At 68.3% G+C, this 23,863-nt stretch carries 23 protein-coding genes; 10 read left to right on the top strand and 13 right to left on the bottom strand.

Translation table 11 applies throughout. The annotated features are described in order from the left end of the window. Positions 1–2: 2 nt before the first annotated feature. From ACZ6DL_RS07330 to ACZ6DL_RS07315, 4 genes are all read right to left on the bottom strand, one after another. Positions 3–1,802 (bottom strand): DUF6541 family protein, encoded by a 1,800-nt coding sequence (locus ACZ6DL_RS07330; protein WP_466050460.1) that lies wholly within the window; start codon positions 1,800–1,802, stop codon positions 3–5. Positions 1,803–2,000: 198 nt separating this feature from the next. Then, a complete protein-coding gene (locus ACZ6DL_RS07325; protein ID WP_466050459.1) occupies positions 2,001–4,028 on the bottom strand; it encodes a galactan 5-O-arabinofuranosyltransferase in 2,028 nt (675 codons plus the stop codon). Between the two features lie 138 nt (positions 4,029–4,166). Continuing rightward, on the bottom strand, positions 4,167–4,928 hold the full coding sequence (locus ACZ6DL_RS07320) for a decaprenylphospho-beta-D-erythro-pentofuranosid-2-ulose 2-reductase (RefSeq protein ID WP_040864261.1): 762 nt from the start codon (positions 4,926–4,928) through the stop codon (positions 4,167–4,169). Next, the gene (locus ACZ6DL_RS07315) at positions 4,925–6,412 is read right to left on the bottom strand and encodes an FAD-binding oxidoreductase (RefSeq protein WP_466049711.1); all 1,488 of its coding nucleotides are present in this window, start codon (positions 6,410–6,412) and stop codon (positions 4,925–4,927) included. Before ACZ6DL_RS07315 ends, ACZ6DL_RS07320 begins: the two co-directional genes overlap by 4 nt. A gap of 118 nt (positions 6,413–6,530) precedes the next feature. On the opposite strand from ACZ6DL_RS07315, the gene ACZ6DL_RS07310 reads away from it, so the two are divergent. Beyond that, on the top strand, positions 6,531–6,986 hold the full coding sequence (locus ACZ6DL_RS07310; RefSeq protein ID WP_466049709.1) for a GtrA family protein: 456 nt from the start codon (positions 6,531–6,533) through the stop codon (positions 6,984–6,986). On the opposite strand, the gene ACZ6DL_RS07305 is transcribed toward ACZ6DL_RS07310, so the two are convergent. Then, positions 6,987–7,814, bottom strand: coding sequence for an alpha/beta fold hydrolase (locus tag ACZ6DL_RS07305; RefSeq protein ID WP_466049707.1), 828 nt, complete (start codon positions 7,812–7,814; stop codon positions 6,987–6,989). Between the two features lie 216 nt (positions 7,815–8,030). Between ACZ6DL_RS07305 and ACZ6DL_RS07300 the strand changes: the two genes are divergently transcribed. Beyond that, entirely contained in the window at positions 8,031–8,966 is a 936-nt protein-coding gene (locus tag ACZ6DL_RS07300) for an AraC family transcriptional regulator (RefSeq protein WP_466049705.1), read from the top strand. A gap of 228 nt (positions 8,967–9,194) precedes the next feature. Then, entirely contained in the window at positions 9,195–9,869 is a 675-nt protein-coding gene (locus ACZ6DL_RS07295) for a hypothetical protein (RefSeq protein WP_466049703.1), read from the top strand. 256 nt (positions 9,870–10,125) lie between these two features. Here the strand turns inward: ACZ6DL_RS07295 and ACZ6DL_RS07290 are convergent, their stop codons facing one another. Next, entirely contained in the window at positions 10,126–10,332 is a 207-nt protein-coding gene (locus ACZ6DL_RS07290) for a DUF397 domain-containing protein (protein ID WP_063048485.1), read from the bottom strand. Then, on the bottom strand, positions 10,322–11,203 hold the full coding sequence (locus tag ACZ6DL_RS07285) for a helix-turn-helix domain-containing protein (protein WP_466049701.1): 882 nt from the start codon (positions 11,201–11,203) through the stop codon (positions 10,322–10,324). Before ACZ6DL_RS07285 ends, ACZ6DL_RS07290 begins: the two co-directional genes overlap by 11 nt. A 337-nt stretch (positions 11,204–11,540) precedes the next feature. On the opposite strand from ACZ6DL_RS07285, the gene ACZ6DL_RS07280 reads away from it, so the two are divergent. The 3 genes from ACZ6DL_RS07280 to ACZ6DL_RS07270 are packed head-to-tail and all read left to right on the top strand — an operon-like array spanning position 11,541 to position 13,029. Then, the gene (locus ACZ6DL_RS07280) at positions 11,541–11,966 is read left to right on the top strand and encodes a DNA-directed RNA polymerase subunit beta (protein WP_466049699.1); all 426 of its coding nucleotides are present in this window, start codon (positions 11,541–11,543) and stop codon (positions 11,964–11,966) included. Then, complete coding sequence (locus ACZ6DL_RS07275; protein WP_466050527.1) at positions 11,966–12,172, top strand: hypothetical protein; 207 nt, start codon at positions 11,966–11,968, stop codon at positions 12,170–12,172. Before ACZ6DL_RS07280 ends, ACZ6DL_RS07275 begins: the two co-directional genes overlap by 1 nt. Then, complete coding sequence (locus ACZ6DL_RS07270) at positions 12,106–13,029, top strand: SAM-dependent methyltransferase (RefSeq protein WP_466049697.1); 924 nt, start codon at positions 12,106–12,108, stop codon at positions 13,027–13,029. The genes ACZ6DL_RS07275 and ACZ6DL_RS07270 overlap by 67 nt, the downstream gene beginning before the upstream one ends. Here the strand turns inward: ACZ6DL_RS07270 and ACZ6DL_RS07265 are convergent. The 3 genes from ACZ6DL_RS07265 to ACZ6DL_RS07255 form a co-directional block, all read right to left on the bottom strand. After that, entirely contained in the window at positions 13,016–13,648 is a 633-nt protein-coding gene (locus ACZ6DL_RS07265; protein WP_393233061.1) for a pyridoxamine 5'-phosphate oxidase family protein, read from the bottom strand. The genes ACZ6DL_RS07270 and ACZ6DL_RS07265 overlap by 14 nt on opposite strands. Before the next feature lie 232 nt (positions 13,649–13,880). Continuing rightward, positions 13,881–16,067: a molybdopterin-dependent oxidoreductase gene (locus tag ACZ6DL_RS07260; RefSeq protein WP_466049695.1), complete on the bottom strand. Its 2,187-nt coding sequence runs from the start codon at positions 16,065–16,067 to the stop codon at positions 13,881–13,883. 203 nt (positions 16,068–16,270) lie between these two features. Further along, positions 16,271–16,789: a hypothetical protein gene (locus tag ACZ6DL_RS07255; protein WP_245548778.1), complete on the bottom strand. Its 519-nt coding sequence runs from the start codon at positions 16,787–16,789 to the stop codon at positions 16,271–16,273. 292 nt (positions 16,790–17,081) lie between these two features. Between ACZ6DL_RS07255 and ACZ6DL_RS07250 the strand changes: the two genes are divergently transcribed. Next, positions 17,082–17,660, top strand: a complete 579-nt coding sequence (locus ACZ6DL_RS07250; RefSeq protein WP_466049693.1) for a DUF4282 domain-containing protein — start codon at positions 17,082–17,084, stop codon at positions 17,658–17,660. A gap of 241 nt (positions 17,661–17,901) precedes the next feature. After that, the gene (locus tag ACZ6DL_RS07245) at positions 17,902–18,744 is read left to right on the top strand and encodes a helix-turn-helix domain-containing protein (RefSeq protein WP_466049691.1); all 843 of its coding nucleotides are present in this window, start codon (positions 17,902–17,904) and stop codon (positions 18,742–18,744) included. Positions 18,745–18,764: 20 nt separating this feature from the next. On the opposite strand, the gene ACZ6DL_RS07240 is transcribed toward ACZ6DL_RS07245, so the two are convergent. Then, positions 18,765–19,193: a MarR family winged helix-turn-helix transcriptional regulator gene (locus ACZ6DL_RS07240; protein ID WP_466049689.1), complete on the bottom strand. Its 429-nt coding sequence runs from the start codon at positions 19,191–19,193 to the stop codon at positions 18,765–18,767. Positions 19,194–19,278: 85 nt separating this feature from the next. On the opposite strand from ACZ6DL_RS07240, the gene ACZ6DL_RS07235 reads away from it, so the two are divergent. Next, a complete protein-coding gene (locus tag ACZ6DL_RS07235; RefSeq protein ID WP_466049687.1) occupies positions 19,279–20,745 on the top strand; it encodes an MFS transporter in 1,467 nt (488 codons plus the stop codon). A gap of 349 nt (positions 20,746–21,094) precedes the next feature. Here the strand turns inward: ACZ6DL_RS07235 and ACZ6DL_RS07230 are convergent, their stop codons facing one another. Both ACZ6DL_RS07230 and rfbA read right to left on the bottom strand, forming a co-directional pair. Further along, a complete protein-coding gene (locus ACZ6DL_RS07230) occupies positions 21,095–21,643 on the bottom strand; it encodes a dTDP-4-dehydrorhamnose 3,5-epimerase family protein (RefSeq protein WP_040864275.1) in 549 nt (182 codons plus the stop codon). Positions 21,644–21,645: 2 nt separating this feature from the next. Next, positions 21,646–22,518, bottom strand: coding sequence for a glucose-1-phosphate thymidylyltransferase RfbA (rfbA, locus tag ACZ6DL_RS07225; RefSeq protein WP_466049685.1), 873 nt, complete (start codon positions 22,516–22,518; stop codon positions 21,646–21,648). Between the two features lie 228 nt (positions 22,519–22,746). Here rfbA and ACZ6DL_RS07220 point away from each other — a divergent pair, with 228 nt between their 5' ends. After that, positions 22,747–23,736: an alpha/beta hydrolase gene (locus ACZ6DL_RS07220; RefSeq protein WP_466049683.1), complete on the top strand. Its 990-nt coding sequence runs from the start codon at positions 22,747–22,749 to the stop codon at positions 23,734–23,736. The last annotated feature ends 127 nt before the right edge of the window (positions 23,737–23,863 follow it).

Below are 23,863 nucleotides of genomic sequence, written 5' to 3'. Positions count from 1 at the left end.
TGCTAGCTACCGTCCGGTGTGATTCCGACTGCCCCCGACGCACGCAGCGTATGAACGTCCCACAGCCAGACGTCCTCGACCCGCGTCGGCGTGAATCCGAGCAGCTGCGTGACCGTCTCGCGCAGTACCTCGCCGTTCCTCGTCGCGGGCAGCACCAGGACGTCGGCGCGCCAGAACCGCAGATCATCCAGCGCGCGGGCGCGCACCTCGGCGTCGATCCGCGGCACCACCCCGGTGTCCTGCGCCTGCACCAGCAGAGCGGTGGTCGGACGGGCCTCGGGGCCGTAGATCCCTTTCTTGGTCGTACCGGTCGGGCCGACGAAGTAACCCCCAGCGAGCGGGAAGCTGAACTCGGCGTCGGCCTGCCAGCGCAGCCCCCGCGCGTCGGGCGGCCGGGGCGGGGGTACCAGAACCACCGATCCGTCGCCGACGTAGCGGCGTACGGTGCCGTCGGCGAAGAAATCCGGCGTCGGCGTCCGTTCGACTACCGGCAGGATTGTCGGGATCAACGGCAGCAGCGCGCAGGCGAGAGCGCCGAACCACGCGAGCGGCTTCCAGTCCACCGCCGATAGCGTCCAGGTCCGCACCGCCCGATCGCTGGCCAGCGCGAGCACGACCGCGATGGCCGGGATCGCGGCCATGCTGAGCCTGCTCTCCAGCACCGTGTTCAGCAGCGGGACCTGTTCGGCCCAGCGCCACGGCAGCGCGATGCCGGTAGGCCGCTTGCCGATCGTGGCGACCGCGCCCAGCGACAGCACTCCGAACACCGCGATCACCACGGCCGCGGCCCGCACCACCCGGTCGCGCCACAGCAGCCCCACGGTGGACACCACGAGGAGCAGCAGCGGCCAGCCGAAGTACGCGTTCTGCTCGGTCGGGTTGATCGCCACGTTCTGGCCGGGAGCGAACACGCCACCCAGCGACTCGGACGGGAACTGCACCAGCGCTTCGAGATCGTTGCCCATCGGGCCGTGGTCGATCGAGCGATAGCTCTGCGGGCCGAAGAACTGCCACCACAGCGGGATCTCGGCGAGCGCCAGCGTGATCACCGCGCCCAGCACGAGGGTGGGGGCGATCGTCCGCGCCACGCGCAGCCCGGCGCGTGGCGCATGCAGGTAGTAGACGAGCGCGAACAGGCCGAACGCGAGTGCGAAGATCAGCAGCGGTTCCTCACCGAGCGCGATCTGCATCGCGACCAGAAGGCCGAGGATGACGGCATCGCGCACCCGCCGGCGCGGCTGCGCTGCTCGCCGCGTCATCCGGATCAGCAGGCCCGCGATGGTCGGAAGCAGCAGGAGCACGACGAAATTCGGGTGCGCGTTGGCGTGCGAGATCATCCCGGGCGCGAACCCGCAGAACAGGCCGCCGATCACCGCGGCGCCCCGGGCTCGGACGAGTTCGCGGGAGAACAGATGATACCAGGCGAACGCCGTACCGGCCAGGCCGATGGTGAGCACGAGCACGAACGTGACGGTAGGTCCGAAGAGCAAGGTGACCGGCGTCAGCGGCACGCCGACGCCGAACATGGCCGTGTTGGCCATCATGTTCACCCCGGCCGGAAAGTTCTGCAGGTCGGTGCCGAGCGGGTTCTGCAAGTCGGCAACCGCGTGCGCGGTGACGGCGAAGAACCACTCCCACATCGTCTGGTCCTGACCGCTCTTGATCAGGTATCCGCTGTCGGTGTCGCGCCACTGACCCGACAGCACCGCCGCGGCCAGTGCCAGGTAGCCGAGACCGACGAGCAGATCGGCGCAACCGGCCCGGAGGCGGGGGAGCCGGGTTCGCGCGGGACGGGTGAGCACTCCGGCCGCTGTCGCTTCCGTCGCGACCGCGACCTCCGCCGATCCCGTCTCCGCGCCGGTCTCGACGTCTTGTGCACGTGTCACCTGCGCATCACTCCTCGACAGCGCCCTCCGTACCAACCACGCTGAGCGTGGACCGACAAACGGGAGGGGTATCCACTTCGCGCGAGTTCAACCGTGGCGAATTCGCCGCATCGGTCAGCGGTGAACGGTGACCAGCGTGAACGGCCCGATGTCCGTGCTGGTGAAACGCGAGTCGGCGAATAGTTCCTTGGGGAAGCTCACCGAGTAGCGCGCGACGTTCGGGTCGTTCGGGTAGACGTCCTCGGCCAGCCGCAAGGTGTAGCTGTCGCCGCTGCGCCGGAACAGGAACGCGTCCGGCGCACGCCACGGGCTCGCCGCCATCGCGTCGAGCAACTCCTGCGACGTCTTCAGTTCACTCCAGCGCTTGATGGTGGCTGCGCGCTCGGCGAAATCGGCGAGCGGATTGGCGTAGTGCGAGGTGAGCGCCTGGAAGCCGAAGTAGGGGTAGAAGGAAAGGAAGCTGGTGTCGGCGGTGAGCACCACCGTGTCCGATCGGGGTCGCCCGGTCTGCGCGGTGAGCGCCTGGTCCACCTTGCGGTAGTGCGCGACCGCTGAGGCGGCGCGCTGGTCGGCCCGGTTTCCGTCACCGTCGGTGTCGGTGTAGGCGGTGGTGATCTCGGCGGTCAGCACATGCGGGATGTCCTGAGCGAAGGCCAGTGCGGCGATCGTCGCGACGACGATCGCCACCAGCCGGAACCGGGCGGGCTCGTTCAACGCCTGGTAGATCGCCCGCGCGCCCTCCACGAATCCGAAAGCGCCTGCGACCGACAGCAACACCAGCAGCACCGGCTCCAGCCGGAACGACAGCAGCGTGGTGCCCGCGGCGGTCGCCACCATGGACAGCAGCGTCCAGAGGTAGATCGCCGCCACCCCGATACCCAGCGCCTGCGCCCTGCGCGACGACGCCCCGCGCAGCACGAGCCAGATGGTGCCGATCAGGCACAGCGCTCCGAGCAGCGAGAACTGGAACATCGGCAGGGGCAGCTCGGCGCCCGCCTCCGGCAGGTAGTGCAGGGCGGTTCCGGAGCTCGCGGTGGTGCCGCGCAGCGCCTTCGCCAGGTACGGGGCCCACACGACGAGCGCGATCAGTCCGGCGATCGCCGCGATCACCGCCAGCCGCGTCAGCGGCGGCACCGCCGCGCGCCAAGGGCGGCGCGCCGAGGCCGTCGCCACGCGCGCGCGACGCGGCTGGTCGGCGGCGCGCCGCGCGCGCACCGCCAGAAAGGCCGCCAGCAGCCCCATCAGAGCGACCGCGAAGGCGGCCACGAGGAAATAGAGGGTGTAGAACGTGGCCGCCCAGCCCAGGAACAATCCGGTACCGACGACCGCGCCCCACCCGCCGGCGGTGCGCTGCTCGGCGTCGTCCGCCTTCACGTCCTCGAAGGGGCGATACAGCGCCCCCCAAGCGAGCACGAGCGCGGGCGGAAGCAGCAGCACGATGACGGCGCTGTACGCCTCGGGCGCGGCGTAGGCCAAGGTGACCGCAGTGCTCGCCGCAGCGACGCCCACCGCCCAATCCGCGCGGATCAGCTTCGACCACAGCACCAGCGCGACGACGGCGGCCACCGCGAGGAAGCCGATCGCGTACGGCTTGAACACCTCCCAGCCGTCCATCCCGAGCAGATTCGCGACCCGCCCGCCGATCCAGAACCAGCCCGCGGGGTAGAAGGACGGCAGATCCGCGTACGTCATATCGCGCAGCGCGGCGGAATCGGTGAGCCGCGTGAGGAACTCGGTGCGGAACTCCTGATCCACCGAGACGCCGAACAGATACAGCTTCGTCGCCGCCAGCGGCATGCCGAGCGTGAACGTGACGAAAGTCGAAAGACCGATCCAGGACAGCGGTTTCGCTACCCAGGGCCACTTGCGCAGCCGCAGCAGCGCGATCGCGACCGCGAGCATGACCGCGGCGGCGACCTGCCCGACCGTGGTCAGCGCCCGCGTCACGTTCGAGGCGTTGAACGCGGGCCACTGCACCAGCGAGAACGCGACGAGCCCGACGGCGGCCACCACCGCGGCGACGATCGCCGCGAGCGCGGCCTCACCGACGCCCGAGGCGATCTGCCGCGTCGCGAGCGACCTCCGCCCCGGCGCCGGGGCCGGATCGGCGGGCCGCGGCGGCGCTTCGTCCGTCGCGGTCACCGTGCTCAACGGACCGCTCCGCACTCGTCGCACTGGATTACTCGCATGGCGCCTCCGGGTTCACAGGATCCACTCCGTCAGACGATAGGTGCCCGCGCGATCACCGATCACGCGGGCACCGAGTTCGTTCGCCGAGGATCAGATCGGCAGTCTGCGGAAGATCGCGCGCGGGACGTGCCGCAGCACCATCATCACGTAGCGGAAGCCGCCCGGCGCCCAGACCAGTTCCTTCCCCCGCTGCGAGGCCGCGACCGCCAGCGCCGCGACATCTTCCTTGTCGACGGTGAGCGGAGCCTCTTTGACGTGCGCCGAGAACTTGGTGCGCACCATGCCGGGCCGGATCACCAGCACGCGCGGGCCGTGCGGCCGCAGCGCTTCGCCGAGCCCGAGGTAGAAGCCGTCCAGGCCGGCTTTGGTCGACCCGTAGACGAAGTTCGAGCGCCGCACCCGCTCACCGGCGACCGACGACATCGCGATGATCCGGCCGAAGCCCTGCGCCTTCATCTTCTCGCCCACCAGCACGCCGACGGAGACCGAGGCGGTGTAGTTGATCTGGGCGACCCGCACGGCCTTGCTCTGGTTCTGCCACAGCTCCTCGGGATCTCCGTCGAGGGCGAAGGCGACGATCGCGACGTCCACGTCACCCGCGTCCCACGCGGCGTCGATCACCTTGGGGTGGCTCTCGGTGTCGAGCGCGTCGAAGTCGATGACGTCGACCTGGCTCGCGCCCGCGGCCTTCATCTGGGCGACCGCGCCCTCCCGCAGCGGATCACCGGGCAGCGCCGCGAGGGTGATGCGCGCGGGCCCCTTCTTCAGGTACTCCGCGCAGATTGCCAAGCCGATCTCCGAGGTGCCACCCAGCAGCAGAATCGACTGCGGGTTGCCAACGGCATTGATCACTGCAGCTCCAGCCTTCTCGCCATATCGGACATGAACACGCCTGTGGGGTCGACGCTGCGGCGGATCTTGATCCACTCGTCGATCCGGGGATACATCTTGTGGAAGGTCTCGGCGGTGGTCCGCGAGTCCTTAGCGGTGTACAGCCGCCCGCCGAACTCGAGCACCCGCCGGTCCAGTTCGCCGACCAGCTCGTTGAGGCCCGGCTTGATCGGGAAGTCGACGCAGATGTTCCAGCCCGGCATCGGGAAGCTCAGCGGGGCCTGGTTGCCCGGGCCGAACAGCTTGAACACATTGAGCGCCGAGTAGTGCCCGGACGCCTGGATGTCGATGATGATCCGCTTGAACTCCTCGACCGCCTCGGTGGGCACCACGAACTGGTACTGGAGGAAGCCGTTGGAGCCGTAGCCGCGGTTCCACTCCGCGATCATGTCCAGCGGGTGATAGAACTGCGTCAGGTTCTGCACCTTGCCGGTGTAGTTGCCGCCCATCCGGTAGTACGCCTCGCCGATGGACATCAGCGTGACCTTGTTCATCGTCCAGTTCGGGAAGATGTCCGGGACGGTCATCAGCTGCGGCGCGTCGAACTTCAGCGGCTTGCTGCGCAGCCGCTTGGGCAGCTCGTCGAGCTTGGCCAGCCTGCCCCGGGTGATCGTGGCGCGGCCCAGCTTGGGCAGCGGGCTGATCACGTCGAACCAGGCGCTCGAGTAGGTGTAGTTCGCCTCGCTGCCGTCGCTGTGCGCGGCGATGGTCTCGTCGAGGGTCGTGGTCTTCACGCCGTCGTTGAGGAAGTAGGCGGTCTCCGTGGGCACCATCTCGATGGTCGCGCGCAGGATGATGCCGGTGAGCCCGTTGCCGCCGACGGTCGCCCAGAACAGCTTGGCGTTGCGCTTCGGCGTGATGTGCTGCACCTGCCCGTCGGCGGTGAGCAGATCGATCGAGCGCACGTGATTGCCGAAGCTGCCCTCGCTGTGGTGGTTCTTGCCGTGGATGTCGGAGGCGATCGCGCCTCCGATCGTCACCTGGCGGGTGCCGGGCAGCACCGGCACCCAGAGGCCGAACGGCAGCGCCGCCTTCATGAGCTGGTCCAGGCTCACGCCGCCGTCCACGTCCACGATGCGGGTGTCGCGGTCGATCCGATGGATGTTGTTCAGCGCGGTCATGTCGACGACCAGGCCGCCCGCGTTCTGCGCGTGGTCGCCGTAGGAGCGGCCGAGGCCGCGGGCGATCACGCCGCGCCGCAGGTGGGCGGGCTTGCCGTCGTTGTCCTCGGCGACCATGGCGACTGCCTTGGCGATCAGTTCGGGATCGCTGGTCGAGAGCACTTCGGAAGAGGTGGGTGCGGTGCGACCCCACCCGGTCAACGTACGGGTGCGCGTCGGAAGGTCGAACGCGTTCCCCGCGGCCGGGCCGTCGTTCGTGACGCCGGCGCCCTTGTCGTTCCCGGTTGTCTTGGTGGCGGTCGGAGCTTTCGTGGACATCGGCATAGAGGCTACAGGTATGACGCCAGATGGGAACGGGGTCGCTCTACCCATGGGTAGTGGCGTACACGTCGGATCAACGCCGAATCCCGGTCATCGCCGGTTCGACGCTACGCTCGTCGGCGTGCAAGCCGAACCCCACCTGCCGCTTCCGGCGGAGTTGCCGCTGGTCGACGAGCCCGGCGGCAGCGATGTCGACCTCAAGACGCAGATCACCCGGTTCACCCTCACCGGCGGGTTCTCGGCCGTCGTCGACTACGGGCTCTACAGCCTGCTGCTCAACCTGGTGGGCCTGCCGGTCATCGTCGCGAAGTCGATCAGTTTTGTGGCGGGCACCACAACCGCCTACCTGATCAATCGCCGCTGGACCTTCCAGGCCCCGCCCAGCCGCGTCCGCTTCCTCGCGGTGGTCGCGCTCTACGCGGTGACCTTCGCGGTGCAGGTCGGCATCAACAACCTGTTCTACTTCACCCTCCCAGGCGAGTGGTGGCGCCAGCCGCTGGCCTTCGTCATCGCCCAGGGCACCGCCACCGTCATCAACTTCGTCGTCCAGCGCTTGGTGATCTTCAAGATCCGCTGACTATTCGCTCGTCGCGGCGCGGTGGGTCAGAAAGGTCTCGACCAATCGGTTGACTTCGTCGGGGATCTCCGCTGCCGCGAGGTGTGCGGCGCCGTCGACGACCACGAGTTCCGCGCCGGGGATGGACTCCGCCATGATCTCGAGCTCGGGCACGGGGAACGTGCGATCCTCGCGGCCTCCGACGATCAGTGTCGGACAGGCGATCGAGGCGAAGCGGCCTCGTTGGTCCGGGCGGTCGATCACCACCGATCGCACGGCGTGAGCGACCGATGCCGGATCATTGCGACGCGCCACGTCGACGACCTGCCGGACCACCCGCGGGCGGGTGCGTTCGGTTGTCGGGCCGAGAAACGCGCGAACCACCGATCTGGTGAGCGGTGGGCGAATCCCGCCGAGCATCCGGATCACCATCAGCAGCGTCCGGTACTGCAGCCGCTGACCGAGCGGTGCCGATGACGCCGTGCCGTTCATCAGGACCGCGGACTCGACGCGATCAGGGAATTCGGCGGCGAAGGTGCCGCCGATCATCGCCCCCCAGGAGTTCCCGATGAAATGCGTCCGAGGCAAGCCGAGCTGATCGAGGATGTCGACCACACAGCCCGCGCACTCGTCGAAGGTGAAGGGCCGCTCGAGACGACTGGACCCGCCGTGGCCGGGCGGGTCCACCGCGATGGTCAGGAAATTCCGTGCGAAGTGAGCGACCTGCGCGTCCCAGAGGGCGGCGTCCATCAAAAGGCTCGGCCACATCACGATCGGATGGCCGCTGCCGGTCAGCACGACGTGCAGCAACCCGAGCCGAGTCTGTATGTGGATATGCCTGCGGTCCATGACAGTGCTCATTCCTCGCGTCGCGCGGCGGGCCGGTGCCCGGCCGGGTCGTCTTCCCGCTACGTCGAACGGGTCCCGCCGCCGGTCGCGACGCGCCGATGTTCTGGGCTGTGATCTGTACGATCGGACTCTCACGTTAGGCGTGGGCCCATGCGCGCTCGACCTGATCCGTGCACGGGTCCGACGGAAGCGCGCACGCCGGTCTGGAGGATGCTCGTGTCGATCACCGAGCCATATCGCGTGGAACGAGTCGATACCGGCGCGGTCCCGCCCCGCGAGTCGGCCGACTTCTGGGCCGAGCACGTCTGCCGTAACCAGGGCACGTTGCAGTGCCGCTTCGCCAGTTCGGCGTCGTTCCGTGGCGCGACGGCCGTGCAGCGATACGCGGGCTATCAGCTGATCGATTTCCGGTCCGACAGCATCGTCTACGCCAGAACCCGTGCGGACATCCGGCACGACGGCGATGAGAGCCTGCGGATGATGATCCCGGTCGCGGGCGCATTGCATCTTCGGCAGGACGACATCGCCGCCCAGGTAGTCCCGGGGCACGGCGCGGTGGTCACCAAGACGCGTCCCGTGGAATTCCGCCAGCCCATGGCCGCGCGCGGCTGGGTGTTGAACGTCCCGGCGGGCGCGCTGCCCCTCGAGTTCGGCGCGGGACCCGCACTGATCGACCTGCGGGAAGGACTGGGATCGGTGGTCACAGGCATGATCACCGAACTCGGCAAGCAGCGCGCGGCCGTCGACGGTCCCGAGTTCGCTTCCGCCTGTGACACGATCGTCGATCTACTCGGCCTCTGCCTGCGCCGCCGCGACGCGGTACCCACCGTGCTGGCCACGGTGGACGCCGCGGTCCGCGATCACGTCCGCCGCCACGCCGACGACCCGAGCCTGACGCCCACCTCGATCGCGCGAAGCCTCGGCTGGTCACTGCGCCAGATCCAACTGGCCTTGCACCACACCGGTACGACACCGAGCGACCTGATCCGGGCCGAACGCCTGGACCGCGCGCACCGCCTGCTCCGCGAAGCCCCACGCGACCGCACCGTCGCCGACATCGCGTACGCCAGCGGTTTCCGCTCGCTCAGCGCCTTCGGCGCCGCGTTCAAGGCGCGGTTCGGGGTGACTCCGCAGGAAGTACGACCGCGCTGAGCGAACGTCATCGGATACGGTGTTCTACCAGCCGGCCCGCTCCGAGGGCGCGTGCACACAGCGCCACGATTCACCTTCCAGGAACGGCAGAGCGATCCCTCGGCCGGCGGACGTCATGCGGCCGACTGAACGCGTATCTGCAGCCCGATGACCACGACGGTCGCCGCCGAGTTATTGCCGCTCACGTCCGGCCCTCGGTACCGAGGGCCGGACGCCGGTAGAGTTCGGATGAGGCATCGCCGAGCGCGGATCGGGCGTTGGGACGGTCGTCGAGACGAGGAGGCTCCGATCGAGACATCCCGTGCGCTTGATGGGCATACCGAGGGTGGGCAGGGCGCCGCCACCGCGCCGGGGGGCGCGGTCTTGGCGGGAACAGTCTTCGGTGTCGCGGTTCTCTTGTGCGTCCATCTCGACTGGGCGCCGTTTATCGGTGACCCGACCGGACCGGATGGGCTCGTCGGTTCGGTGGTCGGCGGGATGCTGCTGGGGCTTTCCCTGCTGGTGTGGGCGATCAAGACGCTGTATCTGGTCGGCAGAGAGCATCGGTGGTCCTGGAAGGTCGCCGCGGCGCCGGTGGTTGTGCTCGCAGGGCTGGTCGCGGGGTTGGTCTTTCGGCCCGATGGCTTCGACGCCGCGCGTCCGGAGATGGAAGAAGTCGCGGTCGAGATGCTGCGCGAGACCGGGCCGAGTACCCGCCGAGATCTGAACTTCGGTGCGCTCGAGATCAGTTCGGCGCAGCGCCGGTCCGATGGTTCGGTCTACTTCTACGACGCCGATGGGTTCGTCGGCTCGACCGTCCACGGCTGGGTCTACTCGCCGAGCACCGAGCCGGTGGGGAGCGGCGCCCGTCGGTTCGAAAAGCTGTCCGGACACTGGTATTCGTTCGTCTTCGCCATCGACTGAGGTCGCGGGCGGCGAGACAAGATAAAGCACGGCGGATGTCGGGAATCGATGCCGCGAGCACAACCTCACCGGTCGAGGAACTCGAGGCCGACGGACTCCGGCGGTGTGGCGCGGGTGTTCGCGTGCGCGGCCGAACTCGCCCCCGGCTACTGGCCGCTGCCGGTCCGCATCCGCCCACCCCTGCGCCGACTGATACGGAATCGGCCCGGCTCCTGACGTTTCGAGTCAGTGGGCCGGGCCGTGTCGGTCGATATGGTCAGTGGCGGTGGAATTCGCCATCCGTCACGCCTGCGGTGAAGGCGTCCCATTCGCCGGGGGTGAATACCAGCGCGGGGCCGGTCGGGTTCTTCGAGTCGCGTACGCCGATGTGTCCTTCGGCGAGGAACGCGACTTCGACGCAGTCTTGGCTAGCTCCGCTGCGGCTGCTCTTGAACCACCGTGCTCCGGATAGGTCACTGCTCACGCCCATACTCCTTCTCTAGCTCCCGGAGAAGCCTGCGGCTCGCCTGGACATCCATGGCCGCGCTCCGGAGCACCTCGTACGCGTCACCATACCGCTGCACAGTGCCGGGTTTATCCACATAGAGCGCGCCCGTGAAGCCTTCCATGTACACGACAGGCGGCTCGATCGGACGGTTCTTGGTGTCCGTGCCGAACTCCAGGATCGTGAATGGGCTGATCTGATCACCGGTGGGGTAGCCCGCGTTGGACGGTAGAACCCGGAGCGTGATGTTTGCGCGACGACTGGAGTCGATCAAGGCGCGCGTCTGCTCTGTCATTGTCCTTTTCGAACCGATTATCTGGCGTAGTACCGACTCGTGGATAACCGCGTCCATCTCGACCGGACTAACTGGCCGCGTGATCAGAGACTGTCGTTTGATTCGCAGCTGGACGCGTCGCTCGATCTCTGTCGCACGCTCGTCGGGCCGTCTGGCAGTAATGAGTGCCTGCATGTATCGAGGCACCTGAAGTAGGCCCGGGACGAGTTCGGACTGGTACACCGTCAGCCGCTTTGCGGAGTTCTCCAAACCTACATAGACATCGAAGTTTTCCGGAATCAGGTCACCGTAGGCATGCCACCACTCGGGCGCGTTGGCTTGCCGGGCCAAGCCGACTAGTGCGTCGACTTGCTCCGCATCCGCCTCGTAGATCCGGCACAGCTCTTTGACGTCGGCGTCACGGACCTTGTCTACCTGCCCCTTCTCAACTCGCTGCAACATCGTGGGACTCCACTGCATGAGTTCGGCCGCGTTCGCGATCGTAAGTCCGATCGCCGTTCGCAGCTCACGCAGATGGCGACCCAGCTGCCTGCGCGGAACCGTAGAGCCTTCCATGTCCACCCCTCTCAGCTCGCATCCTCCACCTCGGAGAATCCTCGCATCCAGGCTGAATCGGCCGCTGGGACTTCAGAAAATCTGCGATGGATATTCAGAGTAAGTGGTGATCTGGCGGTTTGCCGATGCTGAACTTGGCGCACGCGCTCGGTGGGAGGCCTGAGGATCTTCCGCAACTCCGCAGCAAGGGCCAAGAGCCGGGCGCCCTTCGCACGACCTTCGATCCGAGTAGGGGGCTTTCGAGATGGACCATGAGCCGTTCGAGGACACACCGGTCTCGCGGTGCCAGTTCTACCGCCGCGCATGCGGTCTACCCGCTGTCATCGATCCGCCCGGATTGGGGCGGATCGTCGTGCATGCGGGCAGCGTGTGGGGGATCACGATGCCCGCGCGGTTGGGGCAGGCGGTGCGGGCGCATCTGCACGGACAGGGGAATTCGGCCGGGCCGATCATCGGCCATCCACGCTCCGGCAGGTGGACGTTCTTGATTCGGCCCGATCTCGGGGAGGTCGATGGCATGCGGCTGTTCGCAGAGCTGTTTCGGCTGGATGTGTCCGTCGCTCGTGCCGGGGCGGCGATCGCGCTGCCGTCGCCCACCGCGTCGGCGGGGGCGATTCGTCAGTGGATCGAACCGCCTGCCAATGCTTTTCGGCCGTCCGGCGTCGCCGTGGTAGAGGCGATCCGCGCTTGGGCCGATCAAATTCCCCGCCGTCGGACGCGCGATGGTGATCGGCCATTCGATATCGCCGAGGTACACGGGTGATGGTCGCGATAGTCATCGCTGGTGTCGTGCTGTGGTTCGTGGCGAACTTCCTGGTCGCGATGGCGGTTCTGGAACGCCGCGTCGGGTGCGAAGTTCCGCGCTACGAACCTCTTCCGGCGCCGGTCACAGGCACCGTGGCATGGATGCGGGCACAAACGCTGCCGACCACCCGCCCGCTGGTCGCCGCGAACCGGGCATCGGCGTGAACGCCCGTATGCCGGGGGAACCCCCGCACGGAACCGGTGCGCGTGCACCGGTCGGGCCGGACCCGACGCGCCCCAGCATCGCTCGGGTACACGATTACAGCCTCGGAGGCAAAGACAACTACGAAGTCGACCGGCGCTTCTTCCATGACATCCTCCAGCTCGCCCCGAACATGCGAAAAGTGGCTTCGATAACGCGACTTTGGCTGGATCGCGTCGTCCGCCACCTCGTAGGCGAGGTCGGTATCGACCAGATCCTCGACCTCGGGGCCGGGCTGCCCGCCGCTACGAACATTCACGAGATCGCGCACCAGTACAACAGGGGAGCGCGGGTGGTCTACGTGGACAACGATCCGCTCTGCTGCACTCACGGCCGCGCCCTGCTCGAGCGGCATGCGGGCGTCCGTTACGTGCAGGGTGATCTGACGGAACCGCGAACCCTGCTGCCGGAAATCGCCGACCACATCGTGCCCGGTCGCCCGCTCACAGTCATTCTGTCCGGCGTCCTGCATCACGTGCCCGATGAACTCGACCCCGCGGCGATCGTCCGCGCGTACACCGAGTTCCTGCCGCCGGGTTCGTACCTCGCGATCAGTCACTACCTCGATCCCGCGGACGATCCCGCTGCCCACCGGCTCGCCCGCGAACTCGAGCACCGCTTCGTCCACGGCTTGGGTTCAGGCTGGTTTCGCACCCGCGAACAGATCGCCACCTACTTCGGCGGGCTGGAGCTTGTCGACCCCGGTCTGGTCGAACTCGGCGACTGGTGGCCTTACGGTCCCGCACCGCGCCCGCGATCAGTCGAGGAGCGACTGATGCTGGGCGCGCTGGGCCGCGTACCTACCCTCAGGGCCCGCTGACGAGCGACTCGGCCAGTTCGTTCTTCTCCGCCTTCGCTCCGAAGTAGTCGCCGCCCTTGGCCCGCACGTTGTCGGTGCCCCACTCACGCTGTTCGCGTGGGGCGGGTACCAGGTGCGGGATGTGCTTACGGCAGTGGATATAGGCCTCTTCCACGCGGACCACGACCCAGTGTTCGGCGACGCGGCCCTTGTGGTTGACCGGCAGGTCGGAGACGACGTTGCGCAGGGCGTGGTCGGAGACGATGTGTGCCGAACCGTTGATGTGCAGTCCGATGAGGTCGCGCACGAAATCGAGAAGCAGTATCCCGACGTGCGCGTTCTCCAGGATATTGCCGAGGCTGGCCATGACGCCGTTGCCACGGTATTCCGGATAGGCGATCGTATGTTCATCGATGACGTGCAGAAAACCGGGCGGTCCGGCTCGGAAACTCGAGTCGCATTCGCCGCTTTTGTCCGCCGTGGCGATGAACGCCATATCCATCCGGCCGATGAAATCGATCATCGTCGGGTTGAGCCGATCGAGCATCTGATCGTCGTAGAACCGCTGTGCTCGATCTTGTGTTCCGTACTGTTCCTGCAGCTCACGCTCGCCGCTGCTGCCACCGTGCATGCCGGGCATCGCCGCCCCCTCTGGTCGCCGGAATCCGGGGTCCACCAGGCTCGACATTGAACCGCGGTCGTACCGAGATCGTGTCGATTTTAGATGAGGATCGCTAGGTAAAACGCGGAAATCGGCATCGAAAATCCTGCCGATTTTCGTACGCCCCAAGCATTTCGGGCGATTAGCTAAAAGCCGACCGGCCGGAACTGTTTCCGGCCGGTCGGCATTTGCGGGAGTGGTTCGCGGTGTGTCAGGCCGGGGTCAGCGTGACCGGAACCCCGTTGAACACGGCATTGCCGGAGGGCACGTCGACCACCGAATCATCGGTGAGCACATTGGCGTTGACACCCGCGTGCGCGCGGGCCACGGTCTGGCCGCTGTCGGCGTGGCCCCACCCGTGCGGCAGGCTCACCACGCCGGGCATGATGGCCTCGGTCGGCTCCAGTGGAACCGTAAGGGTCCCGGCGGCCGACTTGACCACCGCTTGATCGCCGAGCCCGAGCCGTGCCACGTCGGCCGGATTGATATGCAGTGTGCAGCGATTCGACCCGCTCACCAGCGGCGCGATGTTGTGCATCCAGCTGTTGTTGGACCGCAGCTGCCGCCGCCCGATCAGCACGATCTCCGGCGCCTCGTCGGCCAGGCGCGCCCGCATCCGCGCCACGTCGTCGAGCAGGGGCTGCGGGGCCAGGTCCACGCGGCCGCTCGCCGTGCGCAGGACGCCCGGCAGGCGCGGCCGCAACGGGCCGAGGTCGATGCCGTGCGGGTTGTCCAGCAGCGCTTGCAGATTGAGCGTGCCGCCGTTCCATTCGCCGTACGGCCCGAGGCGCAGCATCAGGTCGATACGCTGCTCGGTGCTGTTCTCGCCGATCAGGTCGCCGCGCCGCTCCGCAAGCCCGGCCTTGTGCAGCAGGCCCGCGATGACGAGTTCGTCCATGGCGGTGAGCGGATCCATCCCGTCGGAGCCGTTGTGCGGCCTGCCGGTGAGCGCGGCGGCCAGACGTGCCAGGACGGCGGGCTCGGAGGGCCGGTCACCCAGCGGCACCAGCGGGCGCGAGTAGCGGGTGTAATTGCGCACGGCGAATTGCAGCAGCGCGAAATCGTAGTGCGGGGATTGGGTGGGTCGCGGGGGAGGCAGGATCACATCGGCGTGCCTGGTGGTCTCGTTCACGTAGCGGTCCACGCTCACCATGAAGTCGAGCTGGGCGAATGCCTCGTCCAGGCGGGCGCCGCTCGGCGCGGACAGCACGGGATTGCCCGCGACCGTCACCAGGGCGCGGATCTGCCCCTCGCCGGGCGTGGTGATCTCGTCGGCGAGCGTCGCGACGGGCAGCTCGCCCATCGCCTCGGGTAGCTCGCGGACCCGGCTGGTCCAGCGCCCGGCACGGAACGGCTTGGTCCGGGGTATGCCGCCGGCGGCAGCGGTGGCGAACATCGCTCCGCCGGGGGAGTCGAGGTTGCCGGTCAGCGCGTTGATCGCGTCGACCAGCCATTGCGTGATCGTGCCGAATTCGGCGGTGCAGGTGCCGATGCGGGCGTACACCGCGGCGGTCGGCGCCGCCGCGAGCTCGCGGGCGAGCCGCACGATCGTGGACGCGGGCACGCCGGTGCGGGCCGCGACCGTGTCCGGGTCGAACGCCGCGGCGGTCGCGCGCAATTCGTCCACCCCGGTGACGTCCACGCGCAGATCGGTCAATTGCTCGGCGAAGAGCGTGTGCACGATGCCGAACAGCAGGTAGGCATCGCTGCCCGGCCGGATGAACAGGTGCTCGTCGGCGAGTTTCGCGGTGCGGGTCACCCGAGGGTCGACCACCACGAAGCGGCCGCCCCTGGCGCGCAGGGCCTTCAGCCTGCCCGGGAAATCCGGTGCGGTGCACAGCGAACCGTTCGATTCCAGCGGATTGGCGCCCAGCATCAGCAGATAATCGGTGCGGTCCAGGTCGGGCACCGGCACGGTCAGCGGGTCGCCGAACATCAGCCCACTGGCCACCTGCTTGGGCATCTGGTCGGCGGTGCTGGCCGAGTAGATGTTCTTGGTGCCCAGCGCGCGCAGCAGCATCGGCACGTACAGCGTGCCGGCCACGGTGTGGGCGTTCGGATTGCCCAAGTAGGCCGCGGCCGACTGGTTCCCGTGCTCGGCCACGACGGCGGGGAACCGCGCGGCGATGTAATCGAAAGCTTCGTCCCAGGTCGCGGCGCGCCAGGCGCCGGTCGCGCGGTCGCGGATCAGCGGTTCGGTCACCCGGTCCGGGTCCTCGTCGAGATGGCCGAAGCTGGCTCCCTTGGGGCAGATGAAGCCCTTGCTGAAGGGATCGCTGCGGTCGCCGCGGACCGAGGTCACGTGGTCGTCGGCGTCCAGGGTGATGTCCAAGCCGCAGACCGCCTCACAGAGTGGGCAGGTCCGCAGCAGATTGCGCGCTTGCGTGATCGGGGCCATACCCCATCTTGTCGTCCGGCGGTGGAACTGAAAAGAGAACGCTCGATATCGGCAACGCCAAACGACCGGTACCCGGTGGCGCTCCGGGGTGGGGATCCGGAGCGTCAGGACGGATACCGGTCGCAAACAGGCCGGGTAGCGCGGCCCCGGCCCGCGATCAGCAGGTTCATCCGATCAGGGAGGCGTTGCTCAGCAGGCGATGGTCAGCAGGCGATGGTCAGCTTGGTGCGGCGCGCGGAGGTGGCGGCGCGCACGGCTGCGGCGAGGGCGACGACCGGCGGCACCCAGCGCGCCTCGGCGGGCGCGACGCCCCAGCAGGCCGAGCCGGCCGAGAGCTGGGTGGGCGGCAGCGGGATGCCGGCGCCGTCGGTGTACACGGTGGCCCCGGCCTCGCGCAGCGCCTGCAACGCCATCGCGGCCTTGCGGACGCCGGTGACCAGGTGGATCTCGCGACGCTCCGGGCCCGGGATCTCGATCACCGCGCCGGACAGGTTGTTCGCGCGCAGGAAGCGGCGGACCTCGCCGGCCAGTTCGCCGGTGACCTCGATGCCGGACAGGTCGTCGTCGGTGATCAGGCTCAGACCGTTGGCCGTTTCGGCGACCGTCCACCCGCGCTGGTTGTAGTCCTGCGCAGCGGCGGTCAGTTCGGCCGCCGTGACGGAAGTCGGAAACGTGGTGCGCACTGTCTTCTCCATTCCCCGGTAGATCTTTGGGTCCTGCATTCATGGGTCGTATCGGCGGGGGCCGCCACGGGCGTTACGCGTTCTCCGAGAAAATTTCCGGAGTGTCGCCTACGTCTCATTTCCGAGAGGTTCGTACGTGTCTCGCCGGGCATCCCGAGGTGGCTCGCCAGGGTTGCCACGCAGCTACTTTCGATCCCGGACCTGGCCACTCGCTGCGCCGGAGCTGTGAGGTCGCTGTGGATGGCCCCCTGGGGGTCGCGGGTGCGAAAACATACCGGTGGCGTGCGTTTCCGGCTGGATCGGAGCGCCCCGGGCAAGGAGGATTCTCGGCATGAGTGACGAACCCCACGGCGCCGCAGCGCCCGCGGACCGCGAAACCGCGGACGTCGAGGAGTACGAGGCCGAGTCGCGCTGGCTCACCTGGAAGGAGTCGGCGGCCAAGCGGCTCACCGGGGCCGCCGCCGACGAAGAGGAACCCGCCGAGCCGTTCCGCAGCCCCCGCGCGTTCGCGCAGTGGAGCGCCGCCGCAGCGCGCGCCCTGCTCGATGTGCAGTTCCACCGCCCGGCCACCCGCACGCTCTTGCCGCTGGCCTACATCCTGGGGCTGGTGTTCGCCTTCGCCGTGCCGATCACGCTGACGGTGGCGGCGTGGCGGGTGTCCGCGGCGCTCGGCGTGCTCGCCGCGCTGCTGGGTGTCCCGCTCGGCCTGACCATCGCGGCCGCCGTCCGCCTGATGCTCGAGTTCCTGGTGAACGCCGCGCGCCTGGCGACGAGGGTGGAGCACATCAGCGAGCTGGCCGACGACCTGTTCCAGGCGTTGTCGGACGTGGCCGAGCCGGTCAACCAGTTGTCCGAAGACGTTCGAGCAGTGCAGTTCTGGCGCTTCCGCAAGCGCAACCCGCGCAGGTAGGGACGAAAGCGCGACGTGCGGAAGTGGTTTGACCCGCGGAAGCCATCGGCCTGGCTGAGACGCGTGCCGTGACCGCTGTGAGTTTCACTGTGAACAATGCTGTTCGGATACCCGGCACATCCACCACGGGTTTCCGGAGAGGGCGCGCCGCGCCGCGGACCGCGCGAACGCACGGTGCGGGCGGTGTGCGGCTGGACAGGGGGGAAGCATGGCATTACCACAGGGAACGACCGGATCGACGATGCCGCGACGGCAGCTCGGCAGGCACTTGCGCGATCTGCGCACCCGTGCCGGGATGACCACGCGGGTGGCCGCGCAGCAGCTGGAGTGGTCGGAGGCGAAGATCTGGCGAATCGAGACCGGCCAGACCTCGCTGCGTGGTCTCGATGTCGAGGCGATGTGCAAGGTCTACGGCGCGCCGCCCGACCTGCTCGAACCGCTGCGCACGCTGGCGCGCGACACGAAGGCCAAAGGCTGGTGGACCGCCTATGGCGACGTGATCCCGGATGGCTTCGACGTCTACATCGGGCTGGAAGAGGCGGCCACCCGGCTGTTCACCTACGAGAACGAGCTCGTCCCCGGACTGCTGCAGACCGAGGGCTACACCCGCGCGGTGTTCACGGCCGCGCGCCCGGAGTTGTCCGCCGGCCAGATCGACCGCAGGGTGCGGTTGCGCCAGGCCAGGCAGGCGCTGGTCACCCGCGCCGACGCGCCGCTGCGGCTGGACGCGCTGATCGATGAGGCCGTCCTGCGACGGCGCATCGGCGACCCGGAGGTAACCGCGGGGCAGCTCGACCACCTGCTGCGCGTGACCGAACTGCCGAACGTCCGGCTCCGGGTGGTGCCCACCGAGTGCGGTTACCACGACGGCATGACGTCGGGCCGGTTCGTGGTGCTGGAGTTCCCCGAGGTGCGCTCCGGCGAGCCGTCCGAACCGCCGGTGGTCTACCTGGAGGCGTTCACCGGGTCGGTCTACGTGGACAAGGAACACGAGATCGCGCGCTTCCGGGCGGCCTTCGCGAGCATCGAGGCGGCGGCGGTCGACGCGCGAGCACGCATCGAAGACGCCCGGAAATCGCTCTGACCAGGCCTATCCGGCGCTGATCAGCACTTCGGCGGCCCCGGCGGGTCCCAGGTGTCGCTCAAAACCTCCCGGTGGGTGGGCAGGGCCTGCTCGTAGACCTCGCGGCCCTTCTCGGTGAGGCATACGAACACGGCGCGGCGGTCTTGCGCGCACATGGTGCGCTGGACGAGACCGTCGCGCTCCAGCCGGGCCACGGCCCGCGAGAGCGCGCTCTGACTGAGGTAGATGTCGTTGGCCAGGTCGCTCATGCGGTAGTCGCCGCAGTTCGCGTCCACCAGCCGGTCCAGCGTCTCGAATTCGCTGAGCCCGATGTGATGCCCGTTCTGCAGCGCCTTCTCGAGTGCGCAACTCACTGCCGCGTGCCGGTCGAGCAGCTCGCGCCACTCTGCAACCAGCCCGGCCGGCGCGAGAGCGCGCCGGGCTGTGCTCACGGTGGTCGGCTTCGACATGGCCCCATCTTAGTGGGCGCGACAAGTGTATGCAACAACATTAAATGTGTTGGCATTTAATGCACACGCATGTAATGTTCCCCGCATGACTTCACCAGCGACGCTCTCGGCCGCTCAGGCGACCGATCCGGCCAGATGGTCAGCCCGGCTCTGGGGCATGCTGATCACGCTGTGCATCGTGTTGTTCCTCGACGGCCTCGACGTTTCGATGATCGGTGTCGCCCTGCCGTCCATCGGCGCGGAACTCGATCTGTCCACCTCGACCCTGCAATGGCTGGTCAGCGGCTACGTGCTCGGCTACGGCGGGCTGCTGCTGCTCGGCGGCCGCACCGCCGACCTGCTCGGGCGCCGCAAGGTCTTCCTGATCGCCCTCGCGGTCTTCGCCGTCGCGTCGCTGGCCGGCGGTCTGGTCAGTTCGGGTCCGCTGCTGATCCTCACCCGCTTCGTCAAGGGCCTCGCCGCCGCGTTCACCGCGCCGACCGGCTTGTCCATCATCACCACGAACTTCGCCGAGGGTCCCGCCCGGAACAAGGCGCTGTCCATCTACACGGTGTTCGGCGCGGGCGGCTACTCCATGGGCCTGCTGTTCGGCGGCCTGATGACCGGCGTCGGCTGGCGCTGGACCTTCCTGCTGCCGGTGCCGATCGCGCTCGCCGCGCTGGTCTCGGCGTACGTGCTGGTGCCCAAGGACAAGCCCGCCGAGGAAGGCGGACACGACCTGCTGGGTGCGCTGCTGTCCACCACCGCCATGCTGTTGCTGGTCTACACCGTGGTGGCCGCGCCGGAAGCCGGCTGGGCGTCGGCGCGCACCATCGGCTCGTTCCTCGCGGTCGTCGCGCTGTTCGCCGGGTTCGTCGCGGTGGAGAAGCGAGTGCGCTACCCGCTGGTCCGCCTCGGCATCCTGCGCAAGTCCTCGCTGGTCCGCGCCAGTCTCGCGATCGTCGCGGTGGCGGGCTCCTACTTCAGCTGGCAGTTCATCGTGACCCTGTACATGCAGGACACCCTCGACTGGTCCCCGCTGAAGCTGGCGATGGCGCTGCTGCCGGTCGGTCTGCTGGTGGTGCTGTCGGCGTTCTTCTCCGACAAGCTCGTGGATCGTTTCGGCACCGGGCCGGTGATCGCGGTGACCATGGTCGTGATGGCCGTCGGTTACCTGCTGTTCCTGCGGCTGGACACCGCCCCCTCCTACCTGACGATGCTGCTGCCCGCGGTGCTGCTCATCGGCATCGGGTGGGTGGGCTTCCCCGCCATCAACATCCAGGCCACCAACGGCATCGAGGACGAGGAGCAGGGTCTCGCGGCCGGCGTGCTGCAAACCTCCATGCAGGTCGGCGCGGCCATCGTGCTCGCGGTGACCACCGCGATCATCTCCTCCGGCGCACACGCCGACATCTCGGCCGCCGGGATGCTCGACACCTACCGTCCCGGTCTGGAGTTCGCCGCGGGCGTGTCCATCGTCGGCGCGCTCGTCGCCCTGCTCGCCTTCGCGCCGCGATTCCGGAGCCGCGAGCGGGTGGTGGACGAGTCGAAGGAACTGGAACTCGTGGCCTGACCGCTTTACCGGCCGCATCGCGCCGTCACCCGCACCGGGTGGCGGCGCTCGGCGTTGCGGGGGTGGACTTTTCCATGGGCCCGACTCTCGAGCCTCGGAGCCCGCGTCGCCCCGCGCTCGTCGTGCGGCTCTCCTGCCCCGCTCGGTCCGGCGCGTGGTCATGGCAGGCCTCGCCTTGCCGAGCTTGTCTCGCCTGGCTCGGCTGCATCGGTGCAGGACGGTTCGTCCCCGGTTGTGCACTTGGCGTGGCCGCTGAGCGTGGCTCGGCCGCGCGGGTCGGGGGACTACGTCGGACCGCGTTCGGTGTGGCTGCCCCTCGCCGCTCGGTCCCGTTGCTCCTTCGTGCGGATCAGGAGAACGGCGGGGCCGCAGTATCTTTCGCCGAACGGACGAAGGTGAGTTCGCTGCCGTCCCGCCCCACGCGCGGCCATTCGATGCCCAGCGTCGGATCGAACGCATCCATGTCGTGGTCGAACTCCGGCTGGTACTCCAGTGAGCACAGATAGGTGACGGTCGATCCGTCCTCCAGCGACAGGATCGCGTGGCCGAGTCCTTCGGACAGGAACACCGAGCGCCGGTCGACGTCGTCGAGCAGCACGCTGTCCCAGCGACCGTAGGTCGGCGAGCCGGGGCGCAGATCGACCACCACGTCGAGGAACGCGCCGCGCACGCAGGTCACGTACTTGGCCTGGCCCGGCGGGTCCTCGGTGTAGTGGATGCCGCGCAGCACCCCGGCCGCCGACACCGAGCAGTTCACCTGCCGCAGGTCGAACGGCCGACCGGTCGCCTTCTCGAACTCCGAGGCCTTGAAGCCCTCGAGGAACATGCCGCGATCGTCGCCGTGCTGGCGAGGGGTGACCACCCACGCGCCCGGCACGGCGAGCTCCCGGAACTCCATGCTCACCAGTCCCGTCCGCGTTCGAGCAGGTCGAGCAGGTAGCGGCCGTAGCCGGAGCGGATCATCGGTTCGGCCAGTCCGCACAGCTGCTCGTCGTCGATGAAACCCATCCGCCAGGCCACCTCTTCGGGGACGCCGATCTTGAGGCCCTGCCGCTCTTCGATGGTGCGCACGTAATTGGCCGCGTCCAGCAGGGAGTCGAAAGTGCCGGTGTCCAGCCATGCGGTGCCGCGGGCGAGTACGTCCACGCTCAGGCGATCCTGTTCCAGGTAGGCGCGATTGATGTCGGTGATCTCGTATTCGCCGCGCGCGGAGGGTCGCAGCGACCGGGCGATCTCCACCACGTCGTTGTCGTAGAAGTACAGGCCAGGAATGGCGTAGTTCGACCGCGGCGTCTTGGGCTTCTCCTCGATGGACACCGCCCGCCCCTCGGTGAACTCCACCACGCCGTAGGCGGTGGGATCGGAGACCCAGTAGGCGAACACCGCGCCGCCATCGATCCCGTGGAAGCGATTCAGGCTGGTGCCGAGGCCGGGGCCGTGAAAGATGTTGTCGCCGAGCACCAGTGCGGCGCAATCCGCGCCGATATGGTCGGCGCCGAGGACGAAGGCCCTGGCCAGGCCATCCGGCTCGGGCTGGACCACGTAGCTGAGCGACAGGCCGAACTGCGTGCCGTCGCCGAGCAGCCGCCGGAACGCCGCGGCGTCATCGGGTGTCGTGATCACCAGGATGTCCCTGATCCCCGCGAGCATGAGCGTGGAAAGGGGGTAGTAGACCATGGGTTTGTCGTAGACCGGGACCAGCTGCTTGCTCACCCCGCGCGTGATCGGGTGCAACCGGGAGCCGGTGCCGCCCGCCAAGATGATTCCGCGCATGCATGGAGTCTGCCAGTTTCACGACGCCGGGATTCGGTGAGGTTCCGAGTAGTCCTCGATTCGGTCACGGTTGTTTCGCCGCGGCGCGGATCGAGCGATTCTGTTGCGTAGGTCACGATGCGCATGGTGTTCTGAAAAGACACCGCGTGAGATGTCAGCGCCGACAGCTCGCCTGGGCGACCTCGGTCCGGTCGTGATTCGGCGCACCAGTTGTGAGGTAGGTGCGCGATGGCGACCAGAGACGGCGAGCCCGGCGTGGTGATGAACCCGAAGGGCCCCAGCGCGCAATCGCGGCTGCTGCTGGCCACCTGTATGGGCGTGGTCCGGCCGGTGCTGCGAACCTTCCCGGTCACCAGGACGACCATTCCTCTCGGCGCCGCCACGGTGGATGGACTGGCGCGGTTGCGTCCTCGGCCGCACGGCATCGATCGGGAGCAGGTGTCGCTGCACGGTATCCGCCTGGAGATCATCCGCCCGGCCGGTGCGTCGCGTGCGCTGCGCCACGGCGCGGTGCTCTATATGCACGGCGGCGGCTTCGCGATCTGCAGTACCCGCAGCCACCGCCCGGTCGCGGCCAGCCTGGCCCGCCGTACCGGTCTGCCCGTGATCAACGTCGATTACCGCCAACTGCCCGGCACGCGGATCACCGACTCGGTGCGCGACTGCCTGGCCGCGTATCGCTGGCTGCTGCGGCACGGCGCCGATCCGGGGCGGATCATCTTCGCGGGCGACTCGGCGGGCGGATACCTCACCTTCGCGACCGCGCTGCTGGCCCTGGAGTCGGGTCTGCCCGCGCCCGCCGGGTTGGTCGGCTTGAGCCCGCTGCTCGACTTGGACTACGGGGCGAAGCGCGACTATGTGAATGTCACGCGTGATCCGTATATCCCGCTGTCGGCGCTGGAAGCGGTGGTGCGCATCGGCGCCGAGATCGACGGGGCGCTCGATCCGAGTCTGTCGCCAGTCAACGCGGTGCTGTCCGCGCTGCCACCCGTGCTGCTGATCGCCGCCGAGGACGAGGTGCTGCGCTTCGACTCCGAATTGATGGCACAGCGGCTCACCGCGGCGGGTGTGCCGAACGCGCTGGAACTGTGGCGTGGCCAGGTCCACGCCTTCATGAGCATCGCGCCGGGCCTGCCGGAGAGCAGGGCGGCGCTGGCGCGGGTCTCCCGGTTCGTACGGGCCCGCATCGAGGACGACCAGCAGGCACGGACGGCTTGACCGCCCGGCCTTTCGAGGCGAGCCTCGCCCCGCGTTTCAGGCGGGACGGGGCTCGCGTCCTGTCCGGAGTCCTGCGCGGCGCCGGGCGCTCCCTCGGAAAAAGCGAAGCCCCGTCCACGCGATCACG

It is taken from the genome of Nocardia sp. NPDC041819 (assembly GCF_055590505.1).
This window is presented reverse-complemented; position numbering and strand designations above follow the sequence as displayed.